The organism is Agrococcus jejuensis (genome assembly GCF_007679035.1).
Taxonomy (GTDB): Bacteria; Actinomycetota; Actinomycetes; order Actinomycetales; family Microbacteriaceae; genus Agrococcus; species Agrococcus jejuensis_A.
This window is the reverse complement of the sequence record NZ_VEFR01000001.1, coordinates 1,061,987-1,081,662: the sequence shown is the minus strand read 5'-3', so window position 1 is coordinate 1,081,662 and position 19,676 is coordinate 1,061,987. Positions and strand designations below refer to the sequence as shown.

The window sequence follows — 19,676 nt, the reverse complement described above, 5'->3', positions numbered from 1 at the left end:
CGCTGCGCGCATCCACCCAGACCATCCAGAACCCCCACACATCAAGGAGCGATCCCTCATGACCGAGGTCATCTACGACGACAAGGCCGACCTGGGCCTCATCCAGGGCAAGAAGGTCGCCGTCATCGGCTATGGCTCGCAGGGCCACGCCCACGCGCAGAACCTGCGCGACTCGGGCGTCGACGTGCGCATCGGCCTCAAGGCGGAGTCGAAGTCGCGCGCCAAGGCCGAGGAGGCCGGCTTCACGGTCGGCACGAACCGCGAGGTCGCCGAGTGGGCCGACGTCATCGTCATCCTCGCCCCCGACCAGCACCAGCGCGGCATCTACGCCGACGACATCGCCCCCGTGCTCACCGAGGGCAAGACGCTGCTGTTCAGCCACGGCTTCAACATCCGCTTCGACTACATCCAGGCGCCCGAGGGCGTCGACGTCGTGCTCGTCGCCCCCAAGGGCCCCGGCCACACCGTGCGCCGCGAGTACGAGGCCGGCCGTGGCGTGCCCGTGATCGTCGCCGTCGAGGTCGACGCGACCGGCACCGCATGGGACCTCGCCTGGTCGTACGCCAAGGCGATCGGCGGCCTGCGCGCCGGCGGCATCAAGACGACGTTCACCGAGGAGACCGAGACCGACCTGTTCGGCGAGCAGGCCGTGCTCTGCGGCGGCACCTCGCAGCTCGTGCAGTACGGCTTCGAGACGCTCATCGAGGCCGGCTACCAGCCCGAGATCGCCTACTTCGAGGTGCTCCACGAGCTGAAGCTCATCGTCGACCTCATGTGGGAGGGCGGCATCGCCAAGCAGCGCTGGTCGATCTCCGACACGGCCGAGTACGGCGACTACGTCTCGGGCCCGCGCGTCATCAGCCCCGACGTCAAGACGAACATGCAGGCCGTGCTCGCCGACATCCAGTCGGGCGCGTTCGCGAAGCGCTTCATCGACGACCAGGACGCCGGCGCGCCCGAGTTCAACCGCCTCCGCGAGCAGCAGGCGGGCCACCCCATCGAGGCGACCGGCAAGCAGCTGCGCTCGCTCTTCGCGTGGGAGCAGCCGGACGCCGACTACACCGACGGCTCGGCGGCTCGCTGACGCTCGCTGCCGACCCGTCGGCGAGGCGGTGCCGGTCGCGCCGGATGCGCGAGCGCATCCGGACGGCCGGCTCGGCGGCTCGCTGACGCTCGCTGCCTCTCGGTAGAGAACCTTTGGAGGTTTTCGGCCGCTTTTGATGTCAAAAGCGGCCGAAAACCTCCATCGTCTTTGTGGTGGGCGCCCGCTCAGCGGGCGAGGTGCGCGTCGACGAGGGCGGGGGAGAGCACGTGCTGGCGCACGAGGATCGCGGCGCCGCGCGCTCCTGCGAGCGCACCGCCCTGCGACTGCACGATCGACAGGTGCTGCGTCGCCAGCGGGATCGAGCGCCGGTAGACGACCTCGCGCACGCCGGCGAGCAGCTGCTCGCCCGCGCGAGCGATCGAGCCGCCCAGCACGATGACGGCTGGGTTGTGCAGGCTCACGACGAGCGCGAGCGCCTCGCCGAGCACGCGGCCCGCCTCGCGCGTGATCTCGAGCGCATCCGCATCGCCGGCGCGCAGCAGCGCCACGACGTGGTCGCTCGACGTCGCCGCGATGCCGCGGGCGACGAGCGCCTCGGCGATCGCCGTGCCGCTCGCGATCGCCTCGAGGTCGCGCTCGTCCTCGGGCGTGCGCAGCGGTGACGGGCTGTAGGGCACGCGGATGTGGCCGAGGTCGCCGGCTGCGCCGTCGGCGCCGCGCTGCAGCACCCCGCCAGCGATGATGCCGGCGCCGATGCCCGTCGCGACCTTCACGAACACGAGGTCGCCGTGGCGTCCGCCGCCCGCGGCGTGCTCGCCGAGGGCGAGGATGTTGACGTCGTTGTCGACGAGCACGGGCACGGGGAAGGCACGTTGCACGTGCGCGGGGATGTCGAAGCGATCCCAGCCGGGCATGATCGGCGGGTTCACGGGGCGCCCGCTCGCGTGCTCGACGGGGCCGGGCACGCCGATGCCGACGCCGACCACGTGGCTCGCGTCGCGGCCGGCCGTCTCGAGCAGCGTCCGTGCGTGCGTGCAGGCGGCGTCGAGCGCGGCGACCGGCCCGTCGGCGATGTCGAGCGCGAGCGACACCGAGGCGACGACCGTCGCGGCGAGGTCGGTGATGGCGATGTTCGCGTGCCGAGCGCCGAAGTCGAACGCCACGATCGTGCCGCCGGAGGGGTCGAACGCGAGCATCGACGGCGGGCGCCCGCCCGTGGAGGTCGTGGCGCCGGCGGCGCGCAGCAGGCCGGCGGCGACGAGCGCGTCGATGCGCGCGGCGACCGTCGCGCGGCCGAGGCCCGTGGCCTCGACGAGCTCGGCGCGCGTGCGCGCCCGGCCGTCGAGGAAGTGCTGCAGCAGCACACCCGCGCTCGTCGGATGCGGTGGGGTCGCCAGCGACATCGCGGCCTCCTCGCCTGGCGCCGCGGGGGTGCGGCGGGCTTCCACGCTACTGCACACGACTTGAGTACATGTCATGTTCGACTTTTGCTTTGTTGACAGCAGAAGTGCTGCTACGTTCGTCGCGAACCCGGAGCAATCTCGATGAGGAGACCCGAGCCGATGAGCGACATCGCACTGCAGCTGTACTCGATCCGCGAGCGCATCGAGAGCGACGGGCTCGCCCCGTCCCTCGCGCACGCCGCGTCCGCGGGCTTCGACCGCATCGAGCTCTTCAACCTCATGGGCTGGGCCGACGAGCTGCGCACCGAGCTGCCCGCCAACGGCCTCGCCGCCCCCACGGCACACGCGCGCCTGCTGGGCGAGGACCAGTCGGCGATCTTCGCCACCGCCGCATCCCTCGGCGTCGAGACGATCATCGACCCCTTCACCGAGCCGGCGCTCTGGACGACGCGCGACGACGTGCTGCGCATCGCCGACCACCTCAACGCGTCGGCGGCGGGCGCCCGCGAGCACGGCCTCGCCCTCGGCTACCACAACCACGCATGGGAGGCCGCGCCCCTCGGCGACACGACCGCCCTCGAGGTGCTCGCCGACGCGCTCGACCCCGAGGTCGTGCTCGAGGTCGACGCGTACTGGGCCGCCGTCGGCGGCGCCGACGTGCCCGCGCTGCTCGCGGCGCTCGGCACCCGCGTCGTCGCGCTGCACCTCAAGGACGCGCCCCTCGTCGACGGCGCGCTCTCGCAGGACCGCCACGACCAGCTGCCCGTGGGCGAGGGCGCGATCGAGTGGACGTCGATCCTCGACGCCGCACCCACCGCCCGCCTCCTCGTCGTCGAGTTCGACGAGTTCCGCGGCGACATCTACGACGGCGCAGCCACGAGCCTCGCCGGCATCCGCACGCTCACCGCCGTGCGCTGACCCCACCGACCCATCCCCACACCGTCGGCTCGGCCGACACCCGCCCACCCGGCTGCGTCGCCGGGAGGGATGCACGCACCACAGGACGAAGGAGTTCCGATGACGCGCATGAAGACCATCGCGGGGGCGGCTGCCGCCGCAGCCGTCGTACTCGCCGCGAGCGGCTGCTCGGCAGGCGGCGACGCCGGCGCCGAGGGCGGCTCGATCACCTGGTGGGCCACCCAGCAGACCGCCACGATCGGCGACTCCGAGGCCGCCTACCAGGCTGCGATCGACCGCTTCTCCGACGAGACCGGCATCGAGGTCGAGTTCGAGGTCATCCCGTGGGCCGACCTCTACAACCGCATCCTCACCGCCGTCTCCTCGGGCACCGGCCCCGACGTGCTGAACATCGGCACGACCTGGACGGGCTCGCTGCACGACACGGGCGCGCTCGCGACCATCGAGGGCGAGACGCTCGACTGGCTCGGCGGCTCCGACCGCTTCGTGCCCGCCGTCTACGAGGCCGCGCAGGTGCCCGGCGAGACGCAGGACGCCGTGCCGTTCCTGTCGAACGTGTACTCGCTGTACTACAACCCCACGCTGTTCGCGGCCGCCGGCATCGCCGAGCCGCCCGCCACGTGGGAGGAGTTCGTGTCGGTCGGCCAGCAGCTCACCGTCGACACCGACGGCGACGGCGCGATCGACCAGTGGGGCTACTCGGGCGCCGCGGCGAACGTGCAGCAGAACGCGCACATGGCCTTCATCCTCGGCCAGCAGTTCGGCGGCGACTTCGTCGACGACGAGGGCGAGTCGACGCTCGACAGCGACGAGCAGGTCGAGGCCGTCGAGGCCTACGTCGGCCTCATGACCGACTCGCAGATCATGGCCCCGTCGAACGCCGAGATCGACCTCGGCGCCGACGCCGTCGACCAGTTCATCAACGGCGACGCCGCGATGATCCTGCAGCAGAACCCCATCGAGCAGTTCACGTCGCGCGACTTCTCGGACTGGGCCATCGCGCCCACGCCCGTGCTCGCCGACGGCGAGGACGTGGAGTCGATGATCGCCGGCACGAACATCACGGTGCTCGTCGACTCGCCCAACCAGGAGCAGGCCTTCCAGTTCGTCGAGCACATGACGAGCGTCGAGGAGCAGGCGGAGCTCGCCTCGGCCTTCGGCCTCCTGCCCGTCGTCACCGACGCCTACGACGAGCCGCTGCTGGCCGACTCGGGCGACACGACGCTCGAGGTGCGCCGCGACGCGCAGGCCGACGCATCCGCCCCGTTCCCGCTCGTCGGCAACATCGGCGAGATCGAGGCCGCCGTCGGCAACGCCGTGCGCGAGTCGTTCCAGGCGTACGCGACCGGCGGCGACGCCGACGTCGCGGGCCGCCTGGCAGCGGCGAACGGCCAGGTGCGCTGACACCACCCCGCCGGGGCCGGCGCGTCAGCGTCGGCCCCGACCGGGAGGTCCACACCATGACCACCACCGCCACCCGCCCCGACACCGCGGCGCCCTCGCCGGCGCCCGCGCGGTCGCAGCTGCCCCGCCGCGGCACCCAGCAGCGCAAGGACCGCAGGCTCGCGTACCTGCTGATCCTGCCCGCCGTGCTGCTCGAGCTGCTCATCCACATCATCCCGATGGTCCTGGGCGTGTGGATCGCGTTCATCGAGCTCGACCAGCGGAGCCTGCGCAACTGGCTGCAGGCGCCCTTCATCGGCCTCGACAACTTCGCGCGAGGCCTCGACCCGACGAGCGCCATCGGCTCCGAGTTCCTCGGCTCCGTCGGCCGCACCGCGGTCTACGTCGTGCTGACGCTCGGCGTCTCGTGGGTGCTCGCGATGGCCGCCGCCGTGTTCCTCACGTCGAGCTTCAAGGGCCGCGGCCTGCTGCGCACGCTCTTCCTCGTGCCCTACGCCATCCCCACGTACGTCGGCACCCTCGCCTGGGGCTTCATGCTCAACCAGCAGGACGGCGTCGTGAACCAGGTGATCGTCGACGTGCTCGGCCTCACGAACGATCGGCCGTACTGGCTCATCGGCGACAACTCGTTCATCTCGCTCGTCGTCGTGTCGATCTGGTCGATGTGGCCGTTCGCGTTCCTCATGCTGCTCGCGGCGCTGCAGAACGTGCCGACGGAGGTCTACGAGGCCGCGTCGCTCGACGGTGCCTCGAACTGGAAGCAGTTCTGGACGATCACGCTGCCGATGATCCGCCACGCCAACGCGGCGCTCGTGCTCATCCTCGGCCTCTGGCTCTTCAACCAGTTCAACATCCCGTACGTGCTGTTCGGGCCGCAGTCGCCCGGCCAGGCGCTGCTCATCTCGCCGCTGATCTACCAGAACTCGTTCCTGCTGTGGGACTTCGGCGCCGGCGGCGCCATGAGCTTCCTGCTGCTGCTCGCGCTGCTCGTCGTGTCGGTGTTCTACATCCGACTCGTGCTGCCGAAGGGAGGCGAGCTCGATGATTGAGACTCGCGGATTCAAGGTCGCGCGGGCGATCACGCTCACGCTGCTGTCGATCTTCGTGCTCGTGCCGCTGTGGGTCATCGTGACGACGGCGTTCAAGCCCCTGTCCGACGTCTCCGGCTCGTTCATCTGGTTCCCGTCGGAGTGGACGATCCAGCCGTTCATCGACATGTGGTCGACGGTGCCGCTCGCGCGCTACTTCACGAACTCGCTCGTCGTCACCGTCGTCGCCACGGCGTTCTCGGTGATCGTGTCGATCCTCGCGTCGTACGCCCTCGCGAGGCTGTCGTTCCGCGCCAAGCGGCCCTTCAGCCTCGTCATCCTGTCGACGCAGATGTTCCCCGGCATCCTGTTCCTGCTGCCGCTGTTCCTCATCTTCACGCAGATCCAGCGCACGATCGGGCTGCAGCTCACGGGCAGCCTGCTCGGCATGATCGTCACGTACATGACGTTCACGCTGCCGTTCTCGATCTGGATGCTGACGGGCTACATGCGGGCGATCCCGGCAGCGCTCGAGGAGGCGGCGATGATCGACGGCACCGGCAGGCTCGGCGCCCTGTTCCGCGTCATCCTGCCCGTCGCACGGCCCGGCATCGTCGCGGTCGCCGTGTACTCGTTCATCACGGCGTGGGGCGAGGTGCTCTTCGCCGCGGTGCTGTCGAGCAACGCGACCCGCACCCTGCCCATCGGCCTCCAGGCGTACTCGTCGGAGTCCGACGTGCTCTGGAACCAGCTCATGGCGGCGTCGATCGTCGTCTCGATCCCCATCCTGGTCGGCTTCCTGCTCGTCCAGCGGCACCTCGTCGCCGGACTCTCGGCAGGAGCCGTCAAGTGACCGCAGAAGGAGGCAGCGTGACGCTGCAGACCCCCGTCGGCATCGGCTTCATCGGTGCGGGCATGATCAGCGAGCAGTACCTGACGAACCTCGCGCAGTACCCCGACGTGCGCGTCGTCATCCTCGGCGACCTCGACGTCGACCGTGCGCGAGCGCAGGCCGACAAGCACGGCGTGGCCGAGGCGGGCACGCCCGCCGAGGTGCTCGCGCACCCCGACGTGCAGCTCGTCGTGAACCTCACGATCCCCGCCGCGCACGTCGAGGTGTCGCTGCAGGCCCTCGAGGCCGGCAAGCACGTGTGGAGCGAGAAGCCCATCGGCGTCGACATCGCGTCGGCCCGCGGGCTGCTCGCACGCGCCGACGAGCTGGGCCTGCGCGTGGGCATCGCGCCCGACACCGTGCTCGGCCAGGGCGTGCAGAGCGGCCTGCGGGCGATCGAGCGCGGCGTCATCGGCACGCCGATCGGCGCCACGACCGTCATGCAGTACGCGGGGCCCGACCTGTTCCACCCGAACCCGGAGTTCCTCTTCGCACCCGGCGCGGGACCCGTCTTCGACATGGGGCCGTACTACCTGACGACGCTCGTGAGCGCCCTCGGCGCCATCCGTCGCGTCTCCGCCGTGGGGCGCACGCCGCAGACGACCCGCACGATCAAGGTCGGCGACCGGGCGGGGGAGTCGTTCCCCGTCGACGTGCCCACGCACGTGCACGTCAACATCGAGCTCGAGCGCGGCGTCGCCCAGTCGACGTTCTCGTGGGACACCGCCTACCGTCGCGCGGGCATCGTCGAGATCTCGGGCTCCGAGGGCACGCTGCGCATCCCCGACCCGAACATGTTCGAGGGCGACCTCGAGGTCACGAGGGTCGGCGACGACTTCCGCGCCGACTCCGCGTGGGAGGCCGTCGAGACCGAGGGTGCCGTCGGCGGCCGCGGCATCGGCATCGTCGACATGGTGCGCGCCATCCGCGAGGGTCGCCCGCATCGCGCGTCGGGCGAGCTCGCGCTGCACGTGCTCGAGGCGATGATCGCGATCGACGAGTCCATCCGCACCGGCCAGCCCGTGACGCTCGACTCGTCGGTCGAGGCCATGGTGCCCGTCGAGACCGACTTCGACCCGACGACCGCGCACGAGGCGGTGCGGGCGTGAGCGTGCCGCGCTCGCCGCGCGTCGGCATCCTGGGTGGCGGGTTCATGGCGCGCGTGCACGCGCACGCCGCCCGCTCGGCCCGCGCGGAGCTCGTCGCGATCGCGTCGTCGTCGGCGGCGCGCGCCGCCGAGGCGGCGGACGCGCTCGGCGTCGCGCAGGCGCTGCCGGATGCCGCATCGCTCGTGGCCGCCGACGTCGACGTCGTGCACGTGTGCACGCCGAACACGACGCACGCATCCCTCGCGGCGCAGGCCATCGCGGCCGGGCGCCACGTGGTGTGCGAGAAGCCGCTCGCGACCTCGGTCGCCGAGGCGCAGGCGCTCGTCGACGCGCTCGACCAGGCGGGCCTCGTGGGCGCCGTGCCCTTCGTGTACCGGTACCACCCGATGGTGCGCGAGGCGCGGGCGCGCCTGGCAGCCTCGGGCGAGGCGCTGCTGTCGGTCGACGCCGCCTACCTGCAGGACTGGATGCTGCTGCCCGGCGACGAGAACTGGCGCGCGGGCGCAGAGCTCGGAGGCCCGTCGCGCGCGTTCGCCGACATCGGCTCGCATCTGCTCGACCTCGTCGAGTTCGTGGCGGGCCAGCGCATCGTGTCGCTGTCGGCGACGACGCGCACGGTCTTCGACCAGCGCGGCGACGCGTCGGTCGCGAACGAGGACATCGCCGCCGTGCTCTTCCGGCTCTCGGGCGGCGCCGTCGGCACCGCGCTCGTGACCCAGATGGCGCCCGGCCGCAAGAACGCCCTCACGATCGAGTGGCATGCGGCCGACGCGAGCTACCGCTTCGAGCAGGAGCGACCCGACGAGCTGTGGATCGGCGAGCGGGCCGGCTCGCGGCTGCTGCAGCGCGATCCCGAGTCGCTCTCGCCCGACGCCGCGCGCCTGTCGCGCGTGCCCGGCGGCCACCCCATGGGCTACCAGGACGCGTTCGACGCGTTCGTCGCCGACGCGTACGCTGCCATCGCAGGCGCGGCGCCCGACGGGCTCCCCACCTTCCACGACGGCCTCCGCGCCGCCGTGCTCACGGACGCGGTGCTGCGGTCGGCCGCCTCCGGCGAGTGGATCGACACGACCGTCACGACGCTCCGGAGCGTGGCCGCATGACCCAGGGAACCTTCCAGGCACGACACCCCGTGACGCTGTTCACGGGCCAGTGGGCCGACCTGCCGTTCGAGGAGGTCGCCCGCCTCGCCGCCGAGTGGGGCTACGACGGGCTCGAGATCGCCGCATCCGGCGACCATCTCGACCTCGCCCGCGCCGACGAGGACGACGCGTACGTGCAGTCGCGCCTCGACATCCTCGACCGGCACGGCCTGCAGGTCTTCGCGATCTCGAACCACCTCGCCGGCCAGGCGGTGTGCGACGACCCGATCGACTTCCGTCACCAGGCGATCCTGCGACCGTACGTGTGGGGCGACGGGGAGGCGGAGGGCGTGCGCCAGCGCGCCGCCGAGGACATGCAGCGCTCGGCGCGCGTCGCCCGGAGGCTCGGCGTCGACACCGTCGTGGGCTTCACGGGCTCGTCGATCTGGCAGTACGTCGCGATGTTCCCGCCCGTGCCCGCCGAGCGCATCGACGCCGGCTACGAGGACTTCGCGCGCCGCTGGAACCCCATCCTCGACGTCTTCGACGGCGAGGGCGTGCGATTCGCGCACGAGGTGCACCCGAGCGAGATCGCCTACGACTACTGGACGAGCGTGCGCACCCTCGAGGCGATCGACCACCGGGAGGCCTTCGGGTTCAACTGGGATCCGTCGCACATGCTGTGGCAGGGCGTCGACCCCGTCGCGTTCATCTGGGACTTCCGGGACCGCATCTTCCACGTCGACTGCAAGGACACGCGCCTGCGGCCGCAGAACGGCCGCGCCGGCATCCTCGGCTCGCACCTGCCGTGGGGCGACCCGCGGCGCGGCTGGGACTTCGTGTCGACGGGCCACGGCGACATGCACTGGGAGGACGCGTTCCGCGCCCTCTCGGCGATCGGCTACGACGGACCCATCTCGATCGAGTGGGAGGACGCCGGCATGGATCGCCTGCACGGTGCGGCCGAGGCCGTGACGCGCATCCGCGAGCTGCTCTGGCGCCTGCCCGACGCATCCTTCGACGCGGCGTTCTCGAACCAGTAGGTCCCTCCACCGACCAAAGATGTGAGGTTTTCGGCCACCTTTGACATCAAAAGTGGCCGAAAACCTCAATAGTCTGCAGGCGTGGAGGACGAGACTGCCGAGGCGGTCATCGCGACGCGGTGGCTGCGCTTCGCCGAGGTCGAGGGCGACCTGCGGTCGCCGCGCTACGCCGACTGGGCCCGTGGGCTCGCGGGCGACGTCGACCTGCTCGCCCGGCTCGCGCCGCTGACGCGCATCGAGCAGCAGCCGAACCTCGTGCTCTCGGCCATGCGCTTCGCGGGCGTCGACGCACGCCTGCCATGGCGCGAGGCGCAGGCGATCGTGCACGAGCGGTGGGATGCGATCGAGGCGTGCGTGCGCACGCGGCGCACGCAGACGAACGAGGCGCGCCGCCTCGCGACGCTGCTGCCGGCGTTCGCGTCGTTGCCGCAGCCGCTCGCCATCGTCGAGGTCGGCGCATCCATGGGGCTGTGCCTGCAGCCGAGCCGCTGGTCGTACGCGTACGAGACCGCGGCGGGGGAGCACGTGCTCGGCGACCCGGCCGCGCCACGACTCGAGGCACGCCTCGACGGCCCCGTGCCGCGCATGCCCGAGATCGCCTGGTCGGCCGGCCTCGACATCCACCCGCTCGCCGCCGCGAGCGACGACGACGTGCGCTGGCTCGAGACGCTGATCTGGCCGATCGGCGACGGCGAGCCCCACCGCGAGCGCCTCGAGCGGCTGCACGCCGCCGTCGCCATCGCGCGCGAGCACGGGCCCACCGTGCGCGAGGGCGACCTGCTCGACGGCACGACGGCGCTCGTCGACGAGGCCCGCGACCGCGCCGCGACGACCGTCGTGTTCCACACCGCCGTGCTCGCCTACGTGACGGCCGAGGGACGCGCGGCGTTCGCCGAGACGATGCGCGGCAGCGACGCGAGGTGGATCTCGAACGAGGGCCTCGGCGTGCTGCCCGACGTGCGCGCCCGGCTCGACGCCCTCGACGCGAGCCCGGGCGCCGCCGACTTCTGCATCGCCGTCGACGAGCGGCCGTTCGCGCTCGCCGACGCGCACGGCGGATGGGTGCGGCTGCTCGAGTGCTGAGCGGCGGTCGGGCATAGGCCCGGGCGGTAGGGTTCCCGCGTGCCTGACGACGACCGCGATGCCCTCAGCTGGGAGGGTGACGCCGACGACGAGACGCTCGTGACGAGCGATCCCGAAGGGCCCGCAGCGACCGCGGCCGCGACGACCGCCGGGCCTGCATCCGTCGCCGTCGCCGTCGATCCCGCGCAGCGGACGCGTGCCATCGCTGGCGTGCTCTTCCTGCTCATCGCCGTGGCCTCGGCGGTCGGCTGGGTCGTCGTGATGCTCGCCAATCCCGCGCAGCAGCAGACGATCCTCGGCCTCGCCATGTACCAGCTCGGCGAGCTGCTCGCCGTGCTCGCGCCCATCGGCTGGTGGCTCGCCGCCCGTCGCCTCGCGGCGCAGCCGGTGCCGTGGTGGATCGCCGGCGTCGTCGTGACCGCGCCCTGGCCGCTGCTCGTGGGGGTGCTCGCATGACCGACCGCGCCGAGACGAACGAGCCCGAGGAGAGCCGGGCCGTGGAGCCCGAGTCGCCCGTCGCCGACGCGTCCGACGCGGATGTCGACGCGGCCGACGAGCCGACGACCGCCGACGAGCGCGTGGAGGACGACGAGCCCACGGAGCGCGTCGAGCGTCGCAGCGACGTCGTGATCGTGACGCTCGTCTTCGTGGTGCTGTTCGGCTACCAGCTCTACGCGGCCGTCTCGAACCTCGTCGCGCTGCCGGAGGTCTACGCAGCGGCCGGCATCGCCGACGCCGTGCCGTGGGCGATCCTGATCGCGAACGTCGCCGCGCCGGCCGTGGCCTTCGCGGCAGCGTCGGCCGTCGCCCGCGGCCGTCGGATCGCCGCCCGCGCGGGCATCCTGCTGCTCGGCTTCGGCGTGGGCGCGCAGCTGAGCCTGCTCTGCGAGGAGCTCGCGCGCCAGGCGGCGATCGCCGCGTTCGCCTAGACGCGGGGCGTGCCCGTGATCGCCGACGCCCTCGCCTGAGGGCGACGCCTACCGATCGAGCCTGACGATCTCCTCCGACACGGAGAGAGGATGCTCCGCGGGTCGGCTCGTGACCAATGCGACAGCGTCGGATCCACTCGCCGGGCGGACGCGCACGGGCGTCAGATCGCGGCGACCAGCACGAGCGCGGCCAGCACGACCTGGCCGATGGCGCGGGGCACGAGCGGCACGGCCATCGGGCCGAAGCGATCCGGGTGGCGCGCGGCGTAGGCGTTGGCGGGGAAGACCGCGACGAGCAGCGCGATGAGGCCGATGGCGGCGGCGAACCGCACGGGCATCCATGGCGCGAGCAGCCCGATGCCGCCGAGGATCTCGGCGACGCCCGAGATGATGACGAGCGATCGCGCCGACCGGATGCCGGTGCCCTTGATGCCGGGAGGGATCATCGCGCCCATGCCGCGCGCGACCTTCGGCACGAAGTGCAGCGCGCCCATGGCGACGAAGACGACGGCGAGCACGATCCGCAGCACCCACTGCGCGACTTCGAAGGCATCCATCGCCTCCATCCTCCCGCACACGGGAGGACGCCCCGACCAGCGGAGGCGTCAGCGCGGCGGCATCGGCGCCCCGGGAGCGCCGGGCGGCGGCCACGGCACCTGGCCCTGCACGGGCGGCACCATCTGCGGGGCGCCGTAGCCCTGCGCGGGCGCCTGCGGCTGCAGCTGCGGCACGGGCTGGGCCGACAGCTGCTGCGACTGCGCCGTCGAACCCGGGCCGTCGGCGATCGGCTCCACCGTCACGGCCGTGCCGTACGCGCAGATCTCGGTCCACGCGCTTGCGATCTCGTTGGCGTCGAAGCGCATCGCGAGGATGGCGTTCGCGCCGCGGCGCTGCGCCTCCTCGACCATGCGGCCCATGACCTGCATGCGCGACTCCACGAGCATCTGCGTGAACTCGGGGATCTCGCCGCCACCGATCGCACGCCATCCGGCGACCCAGTTCGTGGCGGCGTCGCGGCTGCGCACCGTGAGGCCCATGACCTCGCCGTGCACCGCGAGCACGCGGAAGCCGGGGAGGTCGTTCGTCGTGACGATGATCATGGCGCCGAGCCTTCCGCATGACGCTGCGAGTCCGCCATGCCCCGGCGGGCCGCGGATGCTCGGTAGGCTCGTCGAGGCACCGCGACGTGCCGAGCCCCCGCCACGCAATCGAGGAGCATCCGCGTGTCCAAGCCCGTCGTCCTGATCGCCGAGACGCTCTCGAGCGCCACCATCGACGCCCTCGGCCCCGACTTCGAGGTCCGTCACGTCGACGGCACCGACCGTCCTGCGCTGCTGTCGGCCCTCGCCGACGCGAACGCGCTGCTCGTGCGCTCGGCGACGCAGGTGGATGCGGAGGCGCTGGCCGCCGCGCCGCGCCTGCAGGTCGTCGCCCGCGCCGGCGTGGGCCTCGACAACGTCGACGTGCCCGCCTCGACGAAGGCCGGCGTCATGGTCGTGAACGCGCCGACGTCGAACATCATCTCGGCCGCCGAGCTCGCGATCGCGCACATCCTCGGCCTCGCCCGCCACCTGCCCGAGGCGCACGCCTCGCTGAAGGCGGGGGAGTGGAAGCGCAGCCAGTTCACCGGCGTCGAGCTCTACGAGAAGACGATCGGCATCGTCGGCCTGGGCCGCATCGGCGTGCTCGTGGCCGAGCGCCTCGCCGGCTTCGGCGTCAAGCTGGTCGCCTTCGATCCGTACGTGAGCCCCGCGCGCGCCGCGCAGCTGGGCGTCGAGCTGCGCACGCTCGACGAGCTCATGGCCGAGTCGGACTTCATCACGATCCACATCCCGCGCACGCCCGAGACCACGGGCCTCATCGCCGCGCCGCAGCTCGCGCTCGCCAAGCCCACGCTGCGCATCGTCAACGCGAGCCGCGGCGGCATCGTCGACGAGGCTGCCCTGGCGGATGCCCTGCGCGAGGGCCGCATCGCCGGCGCCGGCCTCGACGTCTTCGTGTCGGAGCCGCCGAAGGACGACGCGCTCACGTCGCTGCCGACCATCCAGGTCACGCCGCACCTGGGCGCCTCGACCGACGAGGCGCAGGAGAAGGCGGGCGTCGCCGTGGCGAAGTCGGTGCGCCTCGCGCTCGCCGGCGACCTCGTGCCCGACGCCGTCAACGTCGCGGGCGGCATCATCGACCCGTACGTGCGCCCCGGCATCGGCCTGGCCGAGCAGCTCGGCCAGTTCGCTGCGGGCCTCGCGGCCGGCCCCGTGGAGTCGGTCGACGTCGAGGTGCACGGCGACCTCGCGCAGTACGACGTGAAGGTGCTGCGCCTCGGTGCGCTGAAGGGCTTCTTCTCGCGCATCGTGAGCGAGCAGGGCGTCACGTTCGTGAACGCGCCCGTCATCGCGCAGGAGCGCGGCGTGACGAGCGAGCTCACGGTCGACGAGCGCAGCGACGAGTACCGCAACACGGTCTCGGTGATCGCGGCGACGAGCGACGGCCAGCGCGTGTCGGTCACGGGCACGCTCACGGGCCCGAAGCAGGTCGCGAAGATCGTGGCGATCAACGGCCACGACGTCGAGGTGCCGTTCGCGTCGCACCACGTCGTCATGACGTACGAGGACCGACCCGGCATCGTCGCGATCTACGGTCGTGCGCTCGGCGAGGCCGACATCAACATCGCCGGGATGCAGATCGCACGCACGAACGCCGGCGGCAAGGCGCTGTCGATCCTCACGATCGACCAGGCCGCGCCCGAGGCGCTGCTCGCGGAGATCGGCGAGGCCATCCAGGCCGACTCGATCCGCGAGATCGACATCGTCGAGCTCTGACGCTCGCCGCGCCTGGCGCGGTGTCGGAGGTCGCGGCTAGCGTCTCGTACATGACCTCGACGCAGACGGATCAGGCTCGCATCGTGCTCGTCCCGGGCTTCTGGCTCGGGGCATGGGCGTGGGACGACGTCGCCGAGCGGCTGCGCGCCGCCGGCCACGACGTCGCGGCGCTCACGCTGCCAGGGCTCGAGCCGGGCGCCGACGTGGCGTCGGTGACGCTCGAGAGCCACGTGGAGGCGATCCTGGCGGCGATCGGCGACGGCCCGGCCGTGCTCGTGTCGCACTCGGGCTCGGCGGGTGCGGCGACGATCGCCGTCGATCGCGCTCCGGATGCCGTGCGCCATGTCGTCTGGGTCGACACGAGCCCCGTCGCCGACGGCTACGCGATGAACGCCGACGTCGACGATCCGGGCTTCCCGCTCGATGCGGCGTGGGACGAGGAGCTCGAGGGCGGCTCGATGCGCGACCTCACCGACGAGCAGCTCGCGACGTTCCGCGAGCGCGCCGTGCTCGAGCCCGCGGCCATCCTGCGCACGCCCGCCGAGCTGCGCGACGAGCGCCGTCTCGACGTGCCGCAGACGCTCGTCGCGACGGCGTTCTCGAGCGAGGACTACCGTTCGTACGCCCAGCAGGGTGCGCCGTTCCTCGGCGGGCTGGGCGAGCAGCGTGCGCTGACGTTCGTCGACCTGCCGACGGGCCACTGGCCCATGTGGTCGAAGCCCGCGGAGCTCGCCGCGATCATCGCCGAGCGCGCCTGACGTCTCGACGACGGTCGGGTCGCGTCAGTCGCGGGCGCGGCGCACGATGTCGTCGACGGCCGCGATGATGCGCTCGACGTCGTCGGCGCTCGGTGCCCACGCGGGGTCGAGGCCCGAGCGCAGGTAGATGCCATCGCTCATGAGCGCGACGACGGGCGCGAGGTCGTCGCCGATCGCGTCGGCGAGGACGCCGCGGTAGCCGTCGTCCACGCGCTGCAGCGCCTGACGCAGCGACGGATGCTGCTCCGACTGGATGAGGCGGAACGCTGCGACGAACGCGCGGTCGATCGCCGTCTCGCGCACGATCGAGCCGCGGATGAAGCGGGCGACGGGATCCGCCTCGCCGCGCAACGCCTCCGCATCCTCGGCGCCCAACGCGTCCAGCCGCTCCGCGAGTCCCTCGACGAGCGCCTCACGCGAGCCGAAGTGGTAGAGCAGGCCGCCCTTCGAGACGCCCGCGTGCTCGGCGACGGCCTGCAACGTGGCAGCGCGCTCGCCCTGCTCGACCACCACCTCCACGAAGGCGTCGAGGATCGCTTCGCGGGCGGTGGGTCGCTCGGGCATGCCTCCAGCATACGTTGCCGACTGTACCGTCCAGACGGTACAGTGAATGCCATGTCCACGATCCAGACCCATGCCTCGAACACGGGGGCCTCGCGCGCCGGAGCGCGCGAGTGGATCGCGCTCGCCGTGCTCATGCTGCCCGTGCTCCTCGTCGCGATCGACAACACCGTGCTCGCCTTCGCCCTGCCGCAGATCGCCGGAGCCCTCGAGCCCACCGGCGCGCAGCAGCTCTGGATGGTCGACGTGTACCCGCTCGTGCTCGCGGGTCTGCTCGTGCCGATGGGCGTGCTCGGCGACCGCTTCGGCCGCCGCCGGCTGCTCATGATCGGTGCCGTCGGCTTCGGCGTCGTGTCGGTGCTGTGCGCCTTCGCGCCGACCGCGGAGTGGCTCATCGCGGGCCGTGCGCTGCAGGGCCTCTTCGGTGCCACGCTCATGCCCTCGACGATGTCGCTCCTGCGCAGCCTCTTCCTCGACCGGGTGCAGCGCCGCCTCGCCATCGCGATCTGGGCGACCGGCTTCTCGGTCGGCTCCGCGGTCGGCCCGTCGGTCGGCGGCCTGCTGCTCGCGCACTTCTGGTGGGGCAGCATCTTCCTGCTCGCGATCCCGCTGCTGCTGCCGCTGCTCGTGCTCGTGCCGCTGCTCGTGCGCGAGAGCCGCGACGCTGCGGCCCCGCGCGTCGACCTCATCGGCATCGTGCTCGCGATGCTGACGCTGGCACCGTTCGCCGCCGCCATCAAGCACCTCGCGACCGACGGCATCGACGTCGTCGCCATCGGCCTCGTGGCGCTCGCCGCCGCGTCGGGCGTGCTCTTCGTGCGCCGCATGGACCGCGCCGAGCACCCCATGCTCGACCTCGCGCTGCTGCGCGACCGCGCGTTCTCGACCGGCGTGCTCGTCAACCTGCTGTCGGTCGTGGCGCTCGTCGGCTTCCTCTTCTTCCTCACGCAGCACCTGCAGCTCGTCGTGGGCATGTCGACGCTCGAGGCGGCCCTCGTGCTGCTGCCGGGCACGGCCGCCATGATCCTCGCGGGCCTCGGCTCGGTGCGGCTCGTGCGACGCATCCGCCAGGAGGTCGTCATGGTGGGGGCGCTCGTCGCCTCGACGATCGCGTACGTGACGGTCGCGGTGCTGGGCGCCGACATCTCGGTCGCGGCGATCGCCGCCGCGTTCGCGCTGCTCGGGGCCGGCATCGGCGCGGCGGAGACGCTGTCGAACGACCTCGTGCTCGCGAGCGCGCCCGTCGACAAGGCGGGCGCGGCCGCCGGCGTGTCCGAGACGGCCTACGAGCTCGGTGCGGTCCTCGGCACCGCGGTGCTCGGAGGCATCCTCACGGCCGTCTACCAGGCCACGCTCGTCGTGCCCGCCAGCATCGGCGCCGCGGATGCGGCCCGCGCCGAGGAGACGCTGAGCGGCGGCATCCACGTCGCCGACGCCGTCGGCGGCGAGGCGGGTGCCGCGCTGGCCGAGGCCGCTCGCCACGCGTTCGATGCCGGCGTCGTGTGGACTGCGGGTGCGGGCGCGCTGCTCATCGCGGCTGCCGCGTTCCTCACGTGGTGGCGCCTCGTGCGCGGCCGCGACGGGCGCCCGTCGACGGCTGCGATCGCCATCGCCGAGGCTGAGCGCTGACGACGACGCCCCGCGGCATGCGTGCCGCGGGGCGTCGTCGATCGGTCGCCTGCGTCGGCGTCAGGCTCCGACGAACAGCTCGAGCGCGACCCCGTCGGGGTCCTTGATGCTCAGCGCCGAGCCGTACTCGACGTCGACGATGCCGTCGTGGGCGATGCCCTCCGCATCGAGGTGGTGCACCCACCGCACGAGCTCGTCGCGCGACTCGACACCGAGTCCGAGGTGGTCGAGGCCGGGGCGGAAGGGGCTGAAGTCGTCGTCGGGCGGCACGTCGTGCTGCGTGAGCCCCAGGTTCGTGCCGCCCGGCAGGGCGAACAGCCTGCGTCGCAGGCCGTCGCCCTCGAGCGATGCGGCCGGTGGTGCGCCGAGCAGTCGCTCGTAGAAGGCGACGCTCGCGTCGAGGTCGCGCACGGTGATGGCGACGTGGTGCACGCCGCCGATGGTCGGCGCCGCACGCTCCACGCTCGACGCCATCAGACGATGTCGTCGCGGCGCTCGACGCGGTCGACCCGGGTCCCCGTGCCGGGGTCGACGCTCGTCGAGCGCACGGTGCGCGAGCCGCTGCGGCGAGCCATCTGCACGGCACCGGCGATGGTCACGAGCAGTCCGGCGCCGAGCAGGATGTAGCCGATGAGCATCCAGTCGACGCCGGGGACCTGCCAGAGGCCGGGGACGGCGAAGGCGACGATCGCGCCGACGGCGAGCAGGAAGATTCCGAATCCGAGCATGAGCGACTCTCCATTCTCGTCGAGCTGGGGATGGGGGAGCGCTCGACGATCGTCGCCCGACGGTAGCCCGAGCCTGGCGCGCGAGTCCGGCCCTGGACACCGCCGCATCGCTGTGCTTCCCTCACCGCCACTCGTCGCCGGGCGGCGTGCTCGCGCAGGCGCACGCCGCCGATAGGGTCGGAGGTCGGGAGGTACGTGTGGAGCAGCTGCAGCTCGCCGTCATCGGCGGCGATGGCATCGGACCCGAGGTCACGGGCGAGGCGAGGAAGGTGCTGCGCGCTGCGCTCGCTGGCACCGTCGACCTCGTCGAGACGGAGTTCGCGCTCGGCGCGGCCCACTACCTCGAGACCGGTGAGATCCTCACCGAGGACACGATGGCCAAGATCGCGACGCACGATGCGATCCTCCTGGGCGCCGTCGGTGGCGATCCCACCGATCCGCGGCTCGCGGGCGGCATCATCGAGCGCGGGCTGCTGCTGCGGCTGCGCTTCGCGTTCGACCACTACGTCAACCTGCGCCCCACGGTCGTGCACCCCGCGGTCGAGAGCCCGCTGCGCGATCCCGGCGACGTCGACTTCGTCGTCGTGCGCGAGGGCACCGAGGGCCCGTACGTGGGCAATGGCGGGTCGATCCGCGTCGGCACGCCGCACGAGATCGCGAACGAGACGAGCGTCAACACCGCGTACGGCGTCGAGCGCGTCGTGCGCTTCGCGTTCGAACTCGCCGAGACCCGGTCCAAGCGCGTCACGCTCGTGCACAAGACCAACGTGCTCGTGCACTCCGGAGGCCTGTGGCGTCGCATCACCGACGCCGTCGCCGCCGAGCACCCCGACGTGGCCGTCGACTACCTGCACGTCGACGCCGCCACGATCTTCCTCGTCGACCGGCCCAGCCGCTTCGACGTCATCGTCACCGACAACCTGTTCGGCGACATCCTCACCGACCTCGCCGGCGCGATCGCCGGCGGCATCGGGCTCGCAGCCTCGGGGAACATCAACCCCGACGGCACCTTCCCGAGCATGTTCGAGCCCGTGCACGGCTCCGCGCCCGACATCGCGGGCACCGGCACGGCCGATCCCACCGCGGCGATCCTGTCGGCAGCCCTGCTCGCAGAGCACCAGGGCTACGCCGACGCCGCGAGGCGCATCCGCGACGCCGTCGACCAGGACGTCGCGAGCCGCCCGGCATCCACCACCACCTCCGCGACCGGCGACCGCATCGCCGCCCTCGTCGCAGCAGCGTAAG

At 72.3% G+C, this 19,676-nt stretch carries 21 protein-coding genes; 15 read left to right on the top strand and 6 right to left on the bottom strand.

The features are described from left to right. Positions 1-58: 58 nt before the first annotated feature. Complete coding sequence (gene ilvC / locus FS793_RS05200; protein ID WP_144719211.1) at positions 59-1,084, top strand: ketol-acid reductoisomerase; 1,026 nt, start codon at positions 59-61, stop codon at positions 1,082-1,084. 185 nt (positions 1,085-1,269) lie between these two features. Here ilvC and FS793_RS05195 read toward each other — a convergent pair whose 3' ends face one another. Continuing rightward, positions 1,270-2,448 (bottom strand): ROK family protein, encoded by a 1,179-nt coding sequence (locus FS793_RS05195; RefSeq protein WP_144719209.1) that lies wholly within the window; start codon positions 2,446-2,448, stop codon positions 1,270-1,272. 159 nt (positions 2,449-2,607) lie between these two features. Here FS793_RS05195 and FS793_RS05190 point away from each other — a divergent pair, with 159 nt between their 5' ends. The 10 genes from FS793_RS05190 to FS793_RS05145 all read left to right on the top strand — a co-directional run bounded on the left by FS793_RS05190 (position 2,608) and on the right by FS793_RS05145 (position 11,936). Next, positions 2,608-3,366, top strand: coding sequence for a sugar phosphate isomerase/epimerase family protein (locus FS793_RS05190; RefSeq protein WP_144719207.1), 759 nt, complete (start codon positions 2,608-2,610; stop codon positions 3,364-3,366). 99 nt (positions 3,367-3,465) lie between these two features. Next, entirely contained in the window at positions 3,466-4,770 is a 1,305-nt protein-coding gene (locus tag FS793_RS05185) for an ABC transporter substrate-binding protein (RefSeq protein WP_186329335.1), read from the top strand. A 56-nt stretch (positions 4,771-4,826) separates the two neighbouring features. Next, positions 4,827-5,819 carry a carbohydrate ABC transporter permease gene (locus FS793_RS05180; RefSeq protein ID WP_144719203.1) on the top strand — a complete coding sequence of 331 codons (993 nt, stop codon included), beginning with the start codon at positions 4,827-4,829 and terminating at the stop codon, positions 5,817-5,819. Further along, positions 5,812-6,651 carry a carbohydrate ABC transporter permease gene (locus tag FS793_RS05175; RefSeq protein ID WP_144719202.1) on the top strand — a complete coding sequence of 280 codons (840 nt, stop codon included), beginning with the start codon at positions 5,812-5,814 and terminating at the stop codon, positions 6,649-6,651. Before FS793_RS05180 ends, FS793_RS05175 begins: the two co-directional genes overlap by 8 nt. 17 nt (positions 6,652-6,668) lie before the next feature. Next, on the top strand, positions 6,669-7,799 hold the full coding sequence (locus tag FS793_RS05170) for a Gfo/Idh/MocA family protein (protein ID WP_313959363.1): 1,131 nt from the start codon (positions 6,669-6,671) through the stop codon (positions 7,797-7,799). Further along, positions 7,796-8,902, top strand: a complete 1,107-nt coding sequence (locus FS793_RS05165) for a Gfo/Idh/MocA family oxidoreductase (protein ID WP_260980029.1) — start codon at positions 7,796-7,798, stop codon at positions 8,900-8,902. Before FS793_RS05170 ends, FS793_RS05165 begins: the two co-directional genes overlap by 4 nt. After that, positions 8,899-9,924 carry a sugar phosphate isomerase/epimerase family protein gene (locus FS793_RS05160; RefSeq protein ID WP_186329334.1) on the top strand — a complete coding sequence of 342 codons (1,026 nt, stop codon included), beginning with the start codon at positions 8,899-8,901 and terminating at the stop codon, positions 9,922-9,924. Before FS793_RS05165 ends, FS793_RS05160 begins: the two co-directional genes overlap by 4 nt. An 81-nt stretch (positions 9,925-10,005) precedes the next feature. After that, the gene (locus FS793_RS05155) at positions 10,006-11,007 is read left to right on the top strand and encodes a DUF2332 domain-containing protein (RefSeq protein ID WP_144719200.1); all 1,002 of its coding nucleotides are present in this window, start codon (positions 10,006-10,008) and stop codon (positions 11,005-11,007) included. Between the two features lie 39 nt (positions 11,008-11,046). Further along, positions 11,047-11,463, top strand: a complete 417-nt coding sequence (locus FS793_RS05150; RefSeq protein WP_144719198.1) for a hypothetical protein — start codon at positions 11,047-11,049, stop codon at positions 11,461-11,463. Further along, positions 11,460-11,936 (top strand): hypothetical protein, encoded by a 477-nt coding sequence (locus tag FS793_RS05145; protein ID WP_144719196.1) that lies wholly within the window; start codon positions 11,460-11,462, stop codon positions 11,934-11,936. The genes FS793_RS05150 and FS793_RS05145 overlap by 4 nt, the downstream gene beginning before the upstream one ends. A 161-nt stretch (positions 11,937-12,097) precedes the next feature. On the opposite strand, the gene FS793_RS05140 is transcribed toward FS793_RS05145, so the two are convergent. Further along, positions 12,098-12,493, bottom strand: a complete 396-nt coding sequence (locus FS793_RS05140; protein ID WP_144719194.1) for a DoxX family protein — start codon at positions 12,491-12,493, stop codon at positions 12,098-12,100. 48 nt (positions 12,494-12,541) lie between these two features. Beyond that, on the bottom strand, positions 12,542-13,036 hold the full coding sequence (locus FS793_RS05135) for a YbjQ family protein (protein ID WP_144719192.1): 495 nt from the start codon (positions 13,034-13,036) through the stop codon (positions 12,542-12,544). A 123-nt stretch (positions 13,037-13,159) separates the two neighbouring features. On the opposite strand from FS793_RS05135, the gene serA reads away from it, so the two are divergent. Both serA and FS793_RS05125 read left to right on the top strand, forming a co-directional pair. After that, positions 13,160-14,755: a phosphoglycerate dehydrogenase gene (gene serA, locus FS793_RS05130; RefSeq protein ID WP_144719190.1), complete on the top strand. Its 1,596-nt coding sequence runs from the start codon at positions 13,160-13,162 to the stop codon at positions 14,753-14,755. Positions 14,756-14,805: 50 nt separating this feature from the next. Beyond that, a complete protein-coding gene (locus FS793_RS05125; RefSeq protein WP_144719188.1) occupies positions 14,806-15,513 on the top strand; it encodes an alpha/beta fold hydrolase in 708 nt (235 codons plus the stop codon). 24 nt (positions 15,514-15,537) lie between these two features. Here the strand turns inward: FS793_RS05125 and FS793_RS05120 are convergent, their stop codons facing one another. Further along, positions 15,538-16,077, bottom strand: a complete 540-nt coding sequence (locus tag FS793_RS05120) for a TetR/AcrR family transcriptional regulator (RefSeq protein WP_144719186.1) — start codon at positions 16,075-16,077, stop codon at positions 15,538-15,540. A gap of 51 nt (positions 16,078-16,128) precedes the next feature. Between FS793_RS05120 and FS793_RS05115 the strand changes: the two genes are divergently transcribed. Beyond that, positions 16,129-17,703: an MFS transporter gene (locus FS793_RS05115; RefSeq protein WP_144719184.1), complete on the top strand. Its 1,575-nt coding sequence runs from the start codon at positions 16,129-16,131 to the stop codon at positions 17,701-17,703. Positions 17,704-17,763: 60 nt separating this feature from the next. Here FS793_RS05115 and FS793_RS05110 read toward each other — a convergent pair whose 3' ends face one another. Continuing rightward, positions 17,764-18,177 (bottom strand): VOC family protein, encoded by a 414-nt coding sequence (locus FS793_RS05110; protein ID WP_144719182.1) that lies wholly within the window; start codon positions 18,175-18,177, stop codon positions 17,764-17,766. Then, on the bottom strand, positions 18,177-18,431 hold the full coding sequence (locus tag FS793_RS05105) for a DUF6458 family protein (RefSeq protein WP_144719180.1): 255 nt from the start codon (positions 18,429-18,431) through the stop codon (positions 18,177-18,179). Before FS793_RS05105 ends, FS793_RS05110 begins: the two co-directional genes overlap by 1 nt. A gap of 197 nt (positions 18,432-18,628) precedes the next feature. On the opposite strand from FS793_RS05105, the gene FS793_RS05100 reads away from it, so the two are divergent. Further along, positions 18,629-19,675 carry a 3-isopropylmalate dehydrogenase gene (locus FS793_RS05100; RefSeq protein ID WP_144719178.1) on the top strand — a complete coding sequence of 349 codons (1,047 nt, stop codon included), beginning with the start codon at positions 18,629-18,631 and terminating at the stop codon, positions 19,673-19,675. Position 19,676 lies beyond the last annotated feature (1 nt).

Coding starts and splice junctions, on each gene's coding strand:
- ilvC (WP_144719211.1), top strand. CDS start 59: ATGACCGAGGTCATCTACGACGACAAGGCCGACCTGGGCCTCATCCAG.
- FS793_RS05195 (WP_144719209.1), bottom strand. CDS start 2,448: ATGTCGCTGGCGACCCCACCGCATCCGACGAGCGCGGGTGTGCTGCTG.
- FS793_RS05190 (WP_144719207.1), top strand. CDS start 2,608: ATGAGCGACATCGCACTGCAGCTGTACTCGATCCGCGAGCGCATCGAG.
- FS793_RS05185 (WP_186329335.1), top strand. CDS start 3,466: ATGACGCGCATGAAGACCATCGCGGGGGCGGCTGCCGCCGCAGCCGTC.
- FS793_RS05180 (WP_144719203.1), top strand. CDS start 4,827: ATGACCACCACCGCCACCCGCCCCGACACCGCGGCGCCCTCGCCGGCG.
- FS793_RS05175 (WP_144719202.1), top strand. CDS start 5,812: ATGATTGAGACTCGCGGATTCAAGGTCGCGCGGGCGATCACGCTCACG.
- FS793_RS05160 (WP_186329334.1), top strand. CDS start 8,899: ATGACCCAGGGAACCTTCCAGGCACGACACCCCGTGACGCTGTTCACG.
- FS793_RS05145 (WP_144719196.1), top strand. CDS start 11,460: ATGACCGACCGCGCCGAGACGAACGAGCCCGAGGAGAGCCGGGCCGTG.
- FS793_RS05140 (WP_144719194.1), bottom strand. CDS start 12,493: ATGGATGCCTTCGAAGTCGCGCAGTGGGTGCTGCGGATCGTGCTCGCC.
- FS793_RS05135 (WP_144719192.1), bottom strand. CDS start 13,036: ATGATCATCGTCACGACGAACGACCTCCCCGGCTTCCGCGTGCTCGCG.
- FS793_RS05125 (WP_144719188.1), top strand. CDS start 14,806: ATGACCTCGACGCAGACGGATCAGGCTCGCATCGTGCTCGTCCCGGGC.
- FS793_RS05120 (WP_144719186.1), bottom strand. CDS start 16,077: ATGCCCGAGCGACCCACCGCCCGCGAAGCGATCCTCGACGCCTTCGTG.
- FS793_RS05115 (WP_144719184.1), top strand. CDS start 16,129: ATGTCCACGATCCAGACCCATGCCTCGAACACGGGGGCCTCGCGCGCC.
- FS793_RS05110 (WP_144719182.1), bottom strand. CDS start 18,177: ATGGCGTCGAGCGTGGAGCGTGCGGCGCCGACCATCGGCGGCGTGCAC.
- FS793_RS05105 (WP_144719180.1), bottom strand. CDS start 18,431: ATGCTCGGATTCGGAATCTTCCTGCTCGCCGTCGGCGCGATCGTCGCC.